The sequence below is a fragment of the Streptomyces sp. AF1A genome (assembly GCF_047340315.1).
Lineage (GTDB): Bacteria > Actinomycetota > Actinomycetes > Streptomycetales > Streptomycetaceae > Streptomyces.
The window spans coordinates 1-12893 of the sequence record NZ_JBLEBI010000193.1; the positions used below are offsets into that span (position 1 = coordinate 1).

Consider the following 12893-nt stretch of genomic DNA (forward strand, 5'->3'; position numbering starts at 1 on the left):
CCGGCCACCGTGGCCGCGCCGACGGCGCCGGGCAGGGCGGTGAGCAGGACCCAGCCGGGGCGGACGCGGGGCACGGGCAGCGGCCGGGGCTCCGGACGGGGATCGCCGTGGCGCGGCACGCGCGCGTACAGCTCCTCGGCGAGCGAGAAGACGTCGCGGTGGCGGAAGCGGGCGGCGGTGCGGTCGGTGATGCCGTGGGCCTCCAGCCCGGCGGCGATCTCCAGCGGGTCCACGGCCTGTTCGCACAGTTCCCGGTGCCGGTGCAGCAGCGCCTTCACCGGGTCGACGGCTCCGCGCCGAGGAGTGGTGCGGCGGCCGCTGTCGGACCGAGCCGCCGCGGGTTCGGACCGGTCGCCCCGTCCGGCCGGTGCGTCGGCGTCGGCCGCCTCGGCGGACTCCGGCCACTGCCCCGACCGCGCGTCGCGTGCGTCGGCATCGGCGGCCGTCCCCGGGGTGTCCGGCCCGCTCAGTTCGCTCACCTCGCCCATCACGCCCCCTCCCCCGCCGCGATCGGCGTGGCCCGGACCGGTTGGCCCGCGGCCCAGCCGGGGATGCCCCGGGGCAGGACGCGGGCCGTGGGACCGGTCCAGCGGCCGGGGACGTGGGACTCGGGGGGCGTGGCGAACGGCAGGGGCTCGCCGGCCTCGTCGAGGACGACCCGGCGCACCGGGCAGCGCGCGACGATCTCCAGGTAGATGCCGTGAAAGGCCGCGATGTTCTGCTCGACGGTGAACAGTTCGAGCGCGCGGGCGCGTGCCGCGGCGCCGAGGCGCTCACGGCGCTCGGGGTCGCGCAGCAGCGCCACGCACGCCTCGGCGAGCGCCCGTGGGTTGCGCGGGGGCACGACGAGTCCCGTGCCGCCGATGACCTCCACCACCGCGCCGACGTCCGTGGAGACGGTGGCCCGGCCGCAGAACATGGCCTCGATGAGGCCGAGCGGGAAGCCCTCGACCACGCTGGAGAGCACGACGACGGCGCCGGCCGCGTACGCGTCGGCCGGGGTGGGGACCTCCGGGCCGCCGATCTCCTCGAAGGAGACCGGGTTGTCGCCGACGGCGTGCGCGCCGTCCGCCTCGTCCGGGAAGAGCTGGGCGGCGAGCGCCCGGCAGTGCCCGAGGTAGGCCTCCCCCTCGGCGCCCAGGGGCGCGCCGACGATCCGCAGGCGGGCCTTGGGCTCCTCCTTGCGGACCTCCGCGAAGGCGTGGAGCAGCGAGATCAGGTCCTTGGCGGGTTCGACGCGGCCGACCCAGACCAGCGTGTCCGGGTCGGCGCGGTCCGGGGATTCGCCGATCTCCGTGAAGTGGTCGGCCTCCATGCCCGGGTACACCGTGCGGATGCGGGAACGGTCGGCGCCGCAGTGTTCCTGCCACCGGCGGGCGTGCGCGTTGCCGGGCGTGAGGATCTCGGCCCGGCGGTAGACCTCGGCGGTGAGCCGGCCGTGGAAGGCGGCGAGCAGGGCACGTACGGCGGGGGCGGCGGCATCGGCGCCGAGGGCCAGATAGTGCGAGCGGAGCTGCACGCCGTACTCGGTGACCAGCAGGGGCACCTCGGAGAAGTGCCGGGCCAGCAGTCCGGGCAGGGCCGCGGGGCCGCCGGCGGTGGCGTGGCAGAGGTCGGCCGCGCCGAGGCCGTCGTCGCCGTACCAGTCGAGGGAGAGCGGGCGCAGGGCGCGTTCGAGGTGTGCGGCGACGGCGAGCAGGTCGGGGACGCGGGCCTCGCGCGCCGTGCGCGGCGCTCCGGGGGCGCGGCAGGCGCGTTCCAGGGTGCGTACGGCGCTGTCGGAGCGCAGGGCGCCGACGAGTCCGCCCTGCTCCCGGGCGAGTTCGGCGAGGCCGTACAACGCGTTGGCGAAACGGTCCGCCAGGGCGTCCTGTGCGGTAGCGGCGGGGCCGGTCGCGGCGCAGAGCACGTCGACCAGGTCGCCGTGGCACTCGGCGAAGCGCCGGCGCGCGCGCCGCCCGTACGCGACCCCGTCGGTCTCCGCCGTCCACAGGGGCGCCGTACGGACCCGGCCGACCTGTGGCGGGAGGGGCATCCAGCCCTGGTCCTCCTGGTGCCGGCTGCGGCTGAGCGCGTAGATGTCGAACTCGTGCTGCGCGAGCCCGCGCACGAGCCGGTCGCACCAGAGTCCGGCGTCACCGCCCACATACGGGTAGCCGCCGTGCGTCAGCAGTGCCAGGCGCATGTGTGCACCCCCGATCTCCCGTCCCGGGAGCCGCCTTGGTCCCGGCGGCTCGCAGCGGGACGAACGTAAGGGGACAAGGCGGGGGTGCGACGGACGGTTGTCCGTCGCACCACCAAAAGGGGTGAACGGTCGTAACTTTCGCGTGCGGGTGGCGTTCAGCGACGCTAAGGACTCAGCGAGCGATCACCCGAGCACGAAACGTTACGCCGCCGTCGGTCCCCGGCGGGCTGCGCGCCGCCGGGCGGCCAGTTCGGGGTCGAGCGCCGGTACGGCGGCCAGGAGCTGGCGGGTGTAGGTCTCGCGCGGACTGTCGTACACCTCGTCGGCCGGTCCGTACTCCACGAGCCGGCCCCGGCGCATCACCGCGACCCGGTCGCTGACCTGCCGGACGACGGCGAGGTCGTGCGCGATGAACACCAGCGCGAGGCCCAGTTCCCGCTGGAGTTCGCCGAGCAGGGCGACCACCTGTGCCTGTGTGGTGACGTCCAGCGCGGAGACGGGCTCGTCGCAGACGACGACGCGCGGCTCGGCGGCGAGCGCGCGGGCGATGCCGATGCGCTGGCGCTGGCCGCCGCTGAACTCGTGCGGGTAGCGGTCGTAGTGCGCCCTTTCGAGCCCGACGCGCTCCAGCAGCTGCGCCACGCGCTCCCGGATGCGCTCCTCGTCGCGCTCTCCGCGCGCGCGAAGCGGGTCGGCGACGGACTCGCCCACGCTGCGGCGGGGGTTGAGGGAGGAGACGGGGTCCTGGAAGACCATCTGGACGGCCGGGTTCACGCCCGCGCTCCTGCGCCCTTCGTAGCGGACCTCGCCGGTCGTCGGCTCCAGCAGCCCGACCAGCATGCGGCCGAGCGTGGTCTTGCCGCTGCCGCTCTCGCCGACCACGCCGACGGTCTCGCCGCGGCGGACGGTCAGCGAGACGTCGTCCACGGCGGCGAGCAGCTGCTTGCCGCGCCCGAACTCGCGCCGCAGGCCGACGGCCTCCAGCACGACCTCGCCGGAGGCCGGCGAGCCGGTGCGGCGGGCGTCCAGGCGCGGGACCGCGTCGAGGAGTTCACGGGTGTACGTCTCGCGGGGCGCCCCGAGGACCGTGCCGACCGCACCGTGCTCGACCGCCCTGCCGTGTCGCATGACCAGCACGTCGTCGACGCTCTCCGCGGCCACGCCCACGTCGTGGGTGACGAGCAGCAGGCCCATGCCGGTCTCCGCGCGCAGCGTGTGCAGCAGGTCGAGGATCTGGGCCTGGACGGTGACGTCGAGCGCGGTGGTCGGCTCGTCCGCGATCAGCAGGTCGGGCTCGCAGGCGAGGGCCATGGCGATGAGCGCGCGCTGGCGCATGCCGCCGCTGAACTCGTGCGGACGGGAGCGGGATCGCCGGGCCGCGTCCGGAATGCCGACCCGGTCCAGCACCTCGACGGCACGCGCGCGTGCGGCGCGGCGCGACACGCGCGCGTGCACGCGGTGCACCTCGGCGATCTGGTCGCCGATCGCGTAGTACGGGTCGAGCGAGGACAGCGGGTCCTGGAAGACCATGGCGGCCCGCGCGCCGCGCAGCCGCCGCAGCTCCTCCTCGGAGGCCGCCTGCACGTCGGTGCCGGCCACCCGGACCGAGCCGCCCACCCGCGCCCCGGTGCCCCGGTGCAGGCCCAGCAGAGCGCCCGCCACGGTGGACTTGCCGGAGCCGGACTCGCCGACCAGGGCCAGGGCGGCGCCCTTCTCCAGCCGGAAGGAGAGCCCGTCCACGGCCCGCAGGGAGCCGAACTCGACGCTCAGGTCCGTCACTTCCACCAGGCTCATGCGAGCACCACCCGTCGGTCGGCCACCGCGTACAGCACGTCCGCGACGGCGTTGGCGAGGACCACGAAGAAACCGATGACCAGGACCATGCCGACGACCACCGGCAGGTCGACGACCTTCACCGCGTGCACCAGCTCCTGGCCGATGCCGGGCAGCCCGAACAGCGTCTCGGTGAGCACGGCGCCGCCGACGGCGGAGCCGACGTTGTTGGCGTTCAGCGCGATGACCGGCGCCAGCGCGCCGCGCAGCGCGTGCCGCCCGACCACGGAGCGCTCCGCGACGCCGTACGCCCGGAAGGTGCGGATGTGGTCCTCGGCGAGGGTCTCCAGCATCGCGGCACGCGTGAGACGGGCGAACGCGGCCGCCTCGATCAGGGCGAGCGAGAGCCACGGCAGCAGCAGGTTCCAGGCCCACTGCTCGGGGTCGTCGGTGAAGTTCACGTACTGGGGGAAGGGCAGCAGCTGCAGTTCGCCGCAGACGACGATCATCAGCACCAGGCCGATGACGAAGACGGGCGTGGCCGTGCCCGCGAGGGTGACGGCGGTCAGCACGCGCTCGCTGACCCGGCCGCGGCGCCACGCGGACAGCACACCCGTGCCGACGCCGAGCAGCAGCCACAGCACCATGGCGCCGATCACGAGTGAGAGGCTGACCGGCAGCTTGGCGAGGATGATGTCCAGGACCTGCTGGCCGGTCTGGTACGACTGCCCCAGGCAGGGCGCGGCGCAGTGCACGACCGAGGTGCCCGTGGAGTAGTCCTGGCCGACGACGAGGCCCTCCAGGAAGTGCCAGTAGCGCAGGTACAGCGGGTCGCCGAGCCTCAGCTGCTGGGCGACCTGGTGCACCTGCTCCGGCGAGCAGCGCGGACCGCAGGTGATCTGGGCGACGTTGCCGGGGGTGGCGTAGAAGACGACGTAGACGATCACCGAGATGGCAAGCAGGGTGACCACGGTGCCGACGGCGCGGCGCAGCACGAATCCGCCGAAGCCGCTCATGCGGACGCCTCCTTCCGCGTGGTGCCGGAGTCCTTGCGGCCCGTGCCGACGCGCAGGCGGGAGGCGGCGCGCGGGTCGAGGGCGGTGCGCACGCCGTCGCCGAGGACGGTGAGGGCGAGGACGGTGACGAACAGGGCGCCGGCCGGCAGCAGCAGGTACTGGGGCGCGGCCTGGTACCAGACGTCCGCGGCGGTCAGCATCTGCCCCCAGGACGGGGTGGGCGGCTTCACGCCGACGCCGAGGAAGGACAGCGCCGCCTCGACGGAGATGTTGGCGGGCACCAGCAGCGCGGAATACGTGATGACGGGCGCGGCGAGGCCGGGCAGCAGCTCGCGGCGCGCGACCCGCCAGCCGCCCCACCCGCTCAGACGGGCGGCGGAGACGTAGTCGAGCCCCTTCAGGGTGAGCGTCTGGGCCCGCACGATCTTCGCGATGTTGCCCCAGGCGATCAGGCCGATGACGAGCGTGACGAGGACGGGACGCGGGAAGCTGGACGGCACGATCGCGAGCAGCGACAACGACATGATCATCAGGGGCATCGCAACGATGACGTCGGTGGCCCTGCTCAACAGTTGATCAACCCATCGATTGCCGAGCGCCGCGCCCACGCCGACCGCGACACCGATGGCGACCTGGACCACCGTCGCCGCCAGCGCGACCCCGAGCGACACCCGCGCCCCGTACACCAGCCTCGCGAACAGGTCGCGCCCGGTCTGCGGTTCGACGCCGAGCCAGTGGTCGGCGCTCATGCCGCCGAGGGAGCCGACGGGCACGCCCCCGCGTGCGGAGTCGATCAGGGCGGGGTGGTAGGTGGTGGGGTCCTGGCCCTCGATCGCGGTGAGCAGCGGCGCGGCGAGGGCGACCACGACGAGCAGCGCGACGACGGCCGCGGCGACCAGGGCGGCGCGCTGCGCCCGCAGCCGCCGCCAGAACTGACGGGCCCCCGAGGCCGCCGGTACGGACGGGTCCGTACCGGCGGCCTCGACGGCGACAAGTGCCTCGCTCACGGCGTCACTTCACCGCGACCTGGGAGACGTCCAGCACGCCGGTCCAGTCGCTGATGACGATGTTCCTGACGTCCTTGCCGTACAGACGCTTGTAGACCGGGTGGAACAGCGGCACGACGAGAGCCTTCTCGCCGATCGTCTTGTCCAGTGCCCCCCAGCGCTTGGCGGCGGCGTCAAGGTCGGTCAACTTGTTGATCGCGTCAATCTCGTCATTGACCGACGTGTCATTGAGCAGGCCCGTGTTGAAGTTCGCGCCGTCCTTGACGATCTGCCGGCCGTCGAAGATAGGGGCGAGGAAGGGACCGCCGGACGGCCAGTCGGCACCCCAGTGGGCGAGGAAGAAGCCGGGCTCGGTCTTCACGCTGTGGATCGTGTCCCGGTAGTCGTTGTCCTCCAGGCCCTGCAGCTTGACCGTGATGCCGGCCTTCTTGAGCGCGTCCTGGATCGCGGTGGCGATCTCCGGGCTGGTCTCGAAGTCCTTGGCGTTGGAGTGGGTCAGCGTCACGGTGAGCCCGTGCGGGTGACCGGCCTGCGCGAGCAGTTCCCTGGCCTTCGCCGGGTTGCCGGAGGCACCGGCCGGGAACGGGTCGTACGGCGTGTAGCCGAAGGACTTCTGGTCCGGCAGGAAGGTGGTGGCGGGCTCGGCGAGCGCGCTGCCGCCGGCCGCGTTGACGACCGAGGACCGGTCGACGGCGTAGGCGATCGCCTCGCGCACCTTGGGGTTGTCGAACGGCTTCACCGTCGGGTTGAACGCGATGTAGTTGGTGTAGCCGAAGTGTCCGGTGCCCACGCGCGCGGCCAGCTCCTTGTCACCGGTCACCTTGGCGAGTTCGGCCGGGCCGAGGTTGGTGTCCGTGGTGACGGCGGCGGCGTCCGCACCCTGGGACGCGGACAGCCGCTGGTTGATCACCGAGGAGTCGAGGCCGGAGCGGACGTCGATGGTGTCCGGGTAGGCCTTGCGCTGGTCGTCGGTGGCCGCCGACCAGTGCGTGTTGCGGGCGAGGACCAGGTGCTCGCCGTCGTTCTCGTTCTTGACGACCCGGTACGGGCCGGACGAGACCGGGTGCTCCTCGTACTTGGTGCCGTTGTCCTTGCTCTTGGGCACCGGCGTGAACTGCGTCTGCGTGGCCAGGTACGGGAACTCGCCCTCGGGCTTGTTCAGGTGGAAGACAATGGTCCGGCTGTCCGGCGTCTCGATCGCGTCCAGGCCCTTCTTGTCCTTGTACGGCCCCTGGTAGTGGGCGGCACCGACCAGCCAGTCCCGCAGGTAGGGAGCGCCGCCGGAGAGTTCCGGGGCGAAGGAGCGCTCGATGCCGTACTTGATGTCGGCCGAGGTGATCGGGGTGCCGTCCTCGTACTTCAGGCCCTTCTTCAGGGTGTACGTCCAGACGGTCGCGTTCTTGCTGGGGCGGCCGGTGTCGGTGGCGAGGTCGGGCACGACCTTGGCGCCGGCCGCGCCGTTCGCGCGGTTGCGCGTGGTGAGGGTGCGGAAGACCAGGGAGGGAACGTTTCCGCCGCCGGAGGTGTAGAGGCGGGCGGGGTCGAAGTCGGTCTGCGGCTCGGAGTTGAGGACCGTGAGCGTGCCGCCCTTGTGGGGCGCGGAGTCGCCACCGGAGTTCTTGGCATCGTTGTCCTTCGGGCCGCAGGCGGCGGCGCCCGCTGCCACGATCAGGCCGACGGATGCCGCTGCCACGCGGCGCGCTATGACGGACGGTTGACGCATCGGAATGACGACCTCTCGGTGAACGTCGATCGAGGGTTTCTCGAAACGTGAGACGGATGGACGAGGAGTGAGACGACTGTGGGCAGTCGTCGGCCCAGGCGCCGGGTCGTCGGAAGGCCGTGACGGAGGTCACAGGCGAAAAGAGAGGAACAGTCGCGACGCGAACGCCAGGGGCGGCGTCAGCGACAGTGGATGTCGGCCACGCAGAGTGCGGTCACGCCGATGAGCGCCAGCTCGATGGCGGCGCTGCTGGAGACGGCATGACTAGACCACATGGGCAGAAATATGAACGACCGTGCCGCTCATGTCAATCCGACATGAACGGCGGCCGTCAACTCCTGGGATAGGGCCACGGGTTGGGCAGACAGTGGATTCCGTCATGGTCGAGGAACTTGGTCTGCTGCTGCATGACGGGAGCGAGCTCGCCGTCCTTCTGGCAGGTCACATGGCCGTGACCGAGCCGGTGGCCCACCTCGTGGTTGATCAGCATCTGCCGGTACGCGTGGATCTTGTCGCCGTACGTCTTGCTTCCCTGAGCCCACCGGTACGCATTGATCATCACTCGTTCGGTGGAGGCCGAGTCGCAGGAAACGTTGTCCTCCGTGGTGTCCAGGCCGGACTTCGCGCACCACGTGGCGGTGGTGCCGGGACTGGCCAGGGTGATCACGAAGTCGGGCTTGCCGGAGGAGATGCGCTCGAAGGTGCGGGCGCCGTCATGGGCCCAGCTGCGGTCGTCGTTCAGCGTCTTCTGCACGGCCTCGGCGAACAGCGCGCCGTCCAGCCCCAGGCCCTGCTCGACGTCGACGCGGTACCGGTACTTCCGCCCGGTGCCGGGAGCCTTGTCGAAGCCGGGGACGGTCTCGAACTTCCCGGAGCCCTTGAGCGCGGCGGCGAGCGGATACGTCCGGTCCATCTTCTGCTCGTACGTCAGGGGCGCCGCGCTCACCGAGGTGGAGGGACTGCCGGGGCCGGACGTCCGGGCGTCCCGCGCCTGGTCGGTGGCCGACCGGGACTGTGCGGCGCCGCCGTCCGGCCCGTCGGCCACCTGCCCGGCGACGACCACCGCGAGCACGGTGGTGACGGCGGCCGCGGCGATACCGGTGTAGGCCCGCCCCTTGCCGCCGCTCCGCTGAGCGGGCACACGGACGCCGCCCTCGTCGGAGGCCTGCGGCTGCTGATCGGACTGGGGTGCGTCGGCCTCGGCCGGCCGCTCCTGCCGCGGCCGGGGCGCGGTGCCCTGGCGGGACGCGAAGACGTCGATGTCCTCGAGGTCGCCGCCCTGGAAGGCTTCGAGGTACTCCTGCCGGGGGCCGCGCTCGGCCGACGGCGCCTGCCGCTGCCGCGGAAGCACCGCACCCGGCCCGCCGGCACCGGCCCGCCCGGCGAAGTCCCCCCAGCCCCCGCCGGCTTCCCGCTGCTCGGGATGCCCGCCACGGGCCACCCCACCACTGCCGAAACCGGCCACCCCGCGCGCGGGGCTGCCATCAGGGAGCGCCGTACCGGGCGCCGGGGCGCCATGAGGCAGACGCGGAACGCCGTGCGCAGGCGTACCGTCGGCGAACCGCGGCACACCCCGAGCAGGAGTACCGTCCGTCAGACGCGGGACACCGTGAGCCGGAGTCCCATCGGGCAGACGCGGGACACCACGCCCTGAAAGACCTGGCGCCCCCTGCGGACCACGCGCCGAAAAGCCGGGCGTCCCCTGTGGGCCCGATGGCCGGAAGCCGGTGGCCGCCTGCGGGCCGCGCGGCGCGGGGCCGGCCGCACGGCCGGGCGGGCCCTGGCGCTGTCCCGGGAACCCGGGCTGGGCCGGTCCGGGAGTGCCGGGCGGGCCAATGGGGTCGGCGGCCGGGCCGGAGCCTCCTGCGAGCTGGTCTCCGCCGGGGGAGGCCAGGCCGGAGCCCGCAGCGCCCCGGTCTCCACCCGGCGCCGGGCGTCGGCGTTCCGCTCGGCTCGCTGGTATGTCCCTGGAGGCGTCCTTGGGGGCCGGTCCGCGGCGGCTGTGGCGTCCCACGCTGTCCCTCAGCTCCCCGCTTCCGTGCCGACGCGATCGGCCTCGGCGGCCCGACGGCCGCCGGCGTCCGCGTCACCCGCCTCCGCCATCAGCTCCCGGAACGCCGTGGCCACCACGTCCGGGTACTCCATCATCGCCACGTGCCCGGCGTCCGGCAGGGACAGCAGACGGCAGTCGCGGAAGGCGCGGGCGGCCTTGCGGGCCATGCGGAAGCCGACGAGCTGGTCCCGGCCGCCGTAGACGAGCAGGGTCGGGGCGAGCACGCGCTCGGCCTGCCGCCACAGCCCGTGCTGCCCGCCGAGCGTGTAGGCGTTGACGATGCCGCGCGCGGAGCGGGCCATCGCGTCCCAGAAGTACGGCAGCTGCAGCCGCCGTTCCAGCTCGTCGACGGCGTGCCGGAACGCCTCCTCCGTGACCCGGCCGGGGTCGCCGTAGCACAGCGCCATGACCCCGCGCACCCGCTGCTCGGCCGTCCACTCCTTGGTGAACCGGTTGAAGAGGGCGGCGACACCGGGCACGCCGAGCAGTGCCGTCGGGACCGCGGTGCGCTGGATCCGCAGCTCCGGCAGGGCGGGCGAGACCAGCGTGAGCGAGCGCACGAGATCGGGGCGTACGGCGGCCACGCGCGTGGTGACGGCACCGCCGAGCGAGTTGCCGAAGAGGTGGACCGGGCCGCGGCCGGCCGCGTCGAGATGGCGGATCACCGCGCGCGCGTGCCCGGTGACGGAGTAGTCGCCGTCGTCCGGGGGCGGGGAGTCGCCGAAGCCCGGCAGGTCGACCGCCTCGCTGTCCACGGCGCCGTCCAGCTCGGCCATCAGCGAGGACCAGTTCTGCGAGGAGCCGCCGAGGCCGTGGACGTACAGCGCGGGCGGCAGCCCCTCGCGCACCGGGGGCCGGGAACGGATCGACAGAGTGACTCCGGGCAGTCTCACCGACCGCAGCCGCTCCCCCTCACCGACCCGGACGGGCGCCACCCTGGGGAGCACACTGGCGGCCGACACGGAAGGCGACTCGGTCGAAGGCATGCGGCAATGTTACGAGGTGATCACGTCCGTGGCTCATGTGTTCGCCGTCACAGAATGCGACGCTCCGCCGCGCAGACCCGGCCGGCGAACGGGCACACATGCCATGGCGTCCGCATCAGGTGTCTCATAGGCTCGTACAAAGGGCACCCGCGTGTGGCCCCTGCTTGTTCCAGGGACGTTCGTAGGAAGGGAGCCCACCATGACCTATGACCCCACCGAGCCCGACGCGCTGCCCGACGCGCTCGAGGACCTGGACGCCGAGGCGGCCCCGGAGCTCGACGTCGAGGCCCCCGAGGGGGATGCCGCGGAGCAGCACACCGACATCAAGCCCGACCGCGACGACCCCCTGACAGGAGTGGACCCGGACCGGGCGAACGAGGCCGATCTCGTCGAACAGGCGCGCGTGGTCTCGCTCGACGAGGACGACTACCGCTGACCTCTCCGGACTCCCGCGGCCGCGCCCGGGAGCTCCCCGGCCCGGGCAGGGTCCGCTCTGCGGCTTTCGTCACCGTCCGGTACGTGAAATTCTGCGCTCGCACCGCGCACACCACGGTTACCGAAAAGTACGATGGCCGCGCGGCCCGACACCGCATGTGGACGACTTTGGGAGGCGGCGTGACAGCCATCGAGCAAACTGAGGCAGCACGCCCGCGCGGCACGCGGCTGCCGCGCCGAGCCCGACGGAACCAGCTGCTGGGCGCGGCCCAGGAGGTCTTCGTCGCACAGGGCTACCACGCGGCGGCGATGGACGACATCGCCGAGCGCGCGGGTGTGAGCAAGCCGGTGCTCTACCAGCACTTCCCCGGCAAGCTCGACCTCTACCTGGCCCTGCTGGACCAGCACTGCGAGTCACTGATCCAGGCGGTGCGCAACGCACTGGCGTCGACGACCGACAACAAGCAGCGCGTCCGGGCGACCATGGACGCCTACTTCGCCTACGTCGAGGACGACGGCGGCGCCTTCCGCCTGGTCTTCGAGTCCGACCTGACGAACGAGCCAGCGGTGCGCGAGCGCGTCGACAAGGTCACGAACGAGTGCGCCGAGGCGATCTGCGACGTCATCGCCGAGGACACCGGCCTCTCGCGCGCGGAGTCGATGCTGCTGGCCTCCGGCCTCGGCGGGCTTGCGCAGGTGGTGGCCCGCTCCTGGCTGCACAGCGACCGCAGCGTCCCGCGCGAACAGGCGGTGCAGCTGCTGACGTCGCTCGCCTGGCGGGGCATCGCGGGCTTCCCGCTGCACGGCACCGACCACCACTGACGGCCATGCGGGCGTGCTGTTCGCTCCTGGCGTTCCGGCCCGCAGCGTGTACCTCCCCTCACCGGGCTAATGTGTGCTGGGTACGGCGCGGAAGATCGCGCACATCACTGACCGTCGGAGGGACATAGCCGTGGAGGTCAAGATCGGCGTGCAGCACGCGCCCCGCGAGATCGTTCTGGAGAGCGGTCAGAGCGTCGAGGAGGTCGAGCGCCTGGTGAACGACGCGCTCTCGGGCAAGACGCAGCTGCTGAGCCTCCAGGACGAGAAGGGCCGCAAGGTCCTCGTGCCGACCGACCGTCTGGCGTACGTGGAGATCGGCGAGCCGACCGTGCGCAAGGTGGGCTTCGGCACGCTGTAGCGACGTCGTGCGAGGGGCCCGGCGGCACCTGCCGCCGGGCCCCTCGCCATGGGCGACGCACACGGTCCGCGCACGACTTCTCCACAGCGGAGGGTTGCAATCCGCAGGTCACGGGTATGACGGGCTACGACCGTCAAGGCAGACGTCGCCGTGGGAGGGACCTGCAGATGATCCTGGAAGCACTCGGATCGGTGGTGCTCGGTCTCGCCCTCGCGTGGGCGGCGACGCGCGGCCTGGCGCACCGCCTCCCGGCCCGCCCCCTGGTGTACTCGACGGGCGCCGCCGGAGCCCTTTTCGGCGACTTCGTCACCCACAGCGCCCTGGGCCTCGGCAGCCCCCTGTTCAGCCTGATCGGCGCCGCCGTCATCGCGGCCGCGTCCCTGTCCCTCCTGCTGCGCCCGGCGGGCAGACTGCGCCGATCAGCGACGGCGTAGGAAACGGCTTCTCGGACCCGACCCGCACGGGGCGGCACCGGGAGCGCCAGGCCGCGTGCCGGCATGCGGCTCGACCGCGCGGCGCGCCGTGCGGGGTCGAG

At 72.9% G+C, this 12893-nt stretch carries 12 protein-coding genes and 1 pseudogene; 4 read left to right on the forward strand and 9 right to left on the reverse strand.

Going from position 1 to position 12893, the window contains the following annotated elements:
- The 9 genes and pseudogenes from ACLU3S_RS31675 to ACLU3S_RS31715 form a co-directional block, all read right to left on the reverse strand.
- Positions 1-488: pseudogene (locus ACLU3S_RS31675) on the reverse strand (hypothetical protein); the annotation flags it as partial.
- Positions 488-2185: a DUF3492 domain-containing protein gene (locus ACLU3S_RS31680; RefSeq protein WP_413955416.1), complete on the reverse strand. Its 1698-nt coding sequence runs from the start codon at positions 2183-2185 to the stop codon at positions 488-490. The pseudogene ACLU3S_RS31675 and the gene ACLU3S_RS31680, both read right to left, overlap by 1 nt.
- Before the next feature lie 201 nt (positions 2186-2386).
- Positions 2387-3979, reverse strand: coding sequence for a dipeptide ABC transporter ATP-binding protein (locus tag ACLU3S_RS31685; protein WP_413955417.1), 1593 nt, complete (start codon positions 3977-3979; stop codon positions 2387-2389).
- Positions 3976-4974, reverse strand: a complete 999-nt coding sequence (locus tag ACLU3S_RS31690; RefSeq protein WP_413955418.1) for an ABC transporter permease — start codon at positions 4972-4974, stop codon at positions 3976-3978. Before ACLU3S_RS31690 ends, ACLU3S_RS31685 begins: the two co-directional genes overlap by 4 nt.
- Positions 4971-5981, reverse strand: coding sequence for an ABC transporter permease (locus ACLU3S_RS31695; protein WP_413955419.1), 1011 nt, complete (start codon positions 5979-5981; stop codon positions 4971-4973). The genes ACLU3S_RS31690 and ACLU3S_RS31695 overlap by 4 nt, the downstream gene beginning before the upstream one ends.
- Before the next feature lie 4 nt (positions 5982-5985).
- The gene (locus tag ACLU3S_RS31700; protein WP_413955420.1) at positions 5986-7704 is read right to left on the reverse strand and encodes an ABC transporter substrate-binding protein; all 1719 of its coding nucleotides are present in this window, start codon (positions 7702-7704) and stop codon (positions 5986-5988) included.
- Positions 7705-7883: 179 nt separating this feature from the next.
- On the reverse strand, positions 7884-7979 hold the full coding sequence (locus ACLU3S_RS31705) for an Ms4533A family Cys-rich leader peptide (protein WP_404065299.1): 96 nt from the start codon (positions 7977-7979) through the stop codon (positions 7884-7886).
- 56 nt (positions 7980-8035) lie between these two features.
- A complete protein-coding gene (locus ACLU3S_RS31710) occupies positions 8036-9718 on the reverse strand; it encodes a DUF3152 domain-containing protein (RefSeq protein WP_413955421.1) in 1683 nt (560 codons plus the stop codon).
- An 8-nt stretch (positions 9719-9726) separates the two neighbouring features.
- On the reverse strand, positions 9727-10743 hold the full coding sequence (locus ACLU3S_RS31715) for an alpha/beta fold hydrolase (RefSeq protein WP_413955422.1): 1017 nt from the start codon (positions 10741-10743) through the stop codon (positions 9727-9729).
- A 199-nt stretch (positions 10744-10942) separates the two neighbouring features.
- On the opposite strand from ACLU3S_RS31715, the gene ACLU3S_RS31720 reads away from it, so the two are divergent.
- The 4 genes from ACLU3S_RS31720 (at position 10943) to ACLU3S_RS31735 (ending at position 12792) form a co-directional block, all read left to right on the forward strand.
- A complete protein-coding gene (locus tag ACLU3S_RS31720) occupies positions 10943-11179 on the forward strand; it encodes a hypothetical protein (protein ID WP_413955423.1) in 237 nt (78 codons plus the stop codon).
- Positions 11180-11358: 179 nt separating this feature from the next.
- Positions 11359-12000 carry a TetR/AcrR family transcriptional regulator gene (locus tag ACLU3S_RS31725; RefSeq protein WP_413955424.1) on the forward strand — a complete coding sequence of 214 codons (642 nt, stop codon included), beginning with the start codon at positions 11359-11361 and terminating at the stop codon, positions 11998-12000.
- A 130-nt stretch (positions 12001-12130) separates the two neighbouring features.
- Entirely contained in the window at positions 12131-12358 is a 228-nt protein-coding gene (locus ACLU3S_RS31730; RefSeq protein ID WP_413955425.1) for a DUF3107 domain-containing protein, read from the forward strand.
- Between the two features lie 167 nt (positions 12359-12525).
- Complete coding sequence (locus tag ACLU3S_RS31735) at positions 12526-12792, forward strand: hypothetical protein (protein ID WP_413955426.1); 267 nt, start codon at positions 12526-12528, stop codon at positions 12790-12792.
- The last annotated feature ends 101 nt before the right edge of the window (positions 12793-12893 follow it).

Bases quoted from the DNA above. Each gene is read 5' to 3' on its own strand.
- ACLU3S_RS31680 (WP_413955416.1), bottom strand. From the start codon at position 2,185: ATGCGCCTGGCACTGCTGACGCACGGCGGCTACCCGTATGTGGGCGGT.
- ACLU3S_RS31685 (WP_413955417.1), bottom strand. From the start codon at position 3,979: ATGAGCCTGGTGGAAGTGACGGACCTGAGCGTCGAGTTCGGCTCCCTG.
- ACLU3S_RS31690 (WP_413955418.1), bottom strand. From the start codon at position 4,974: ATGAGCGGCTTCGGCGGATTCGTGCTGCGCCGCGCCGTCGGCACCGTG.
- ACLU3S_RS31700 (WP_413955420.1), bottom strand. From the start codon at position 7,704: ATGCGTCAACCGTCCGTCATAGCGCGCCGCGTGGCAGCGGCATCCGTC.
- ACLU3S_RS31705 (WP_404065299.1), bottom strand. From the start codon at position 7,979: ATGTGGTCTAGTCATGCCGTCTCCAGCAGCGCCGCCATCGAGCTGGCG.
- ACLU3S_RS31715 (WP_413955422.1), bottom strand. From the start codon at position 10,743: ATGCCTTCGACCGAGTCGCCTTCCGTGTCGGCCGCCAGTGTGCTCCCC.
- ACLU3S_RS31720 (WP_413955423.1), top strand. From the start codon at position 10,943: ATGACCTATGACCCCACCGAGCCCGACGCGCTGCCCGACGCGCTCGAG.
- ACLU3S_RS31735 (WP_413955426.1), top strand. From the start codon at position 12,526: ATGATCCTGGAAGCACTCGGATCGGTGGTGCTCGGTCTCGCCCTCGCG.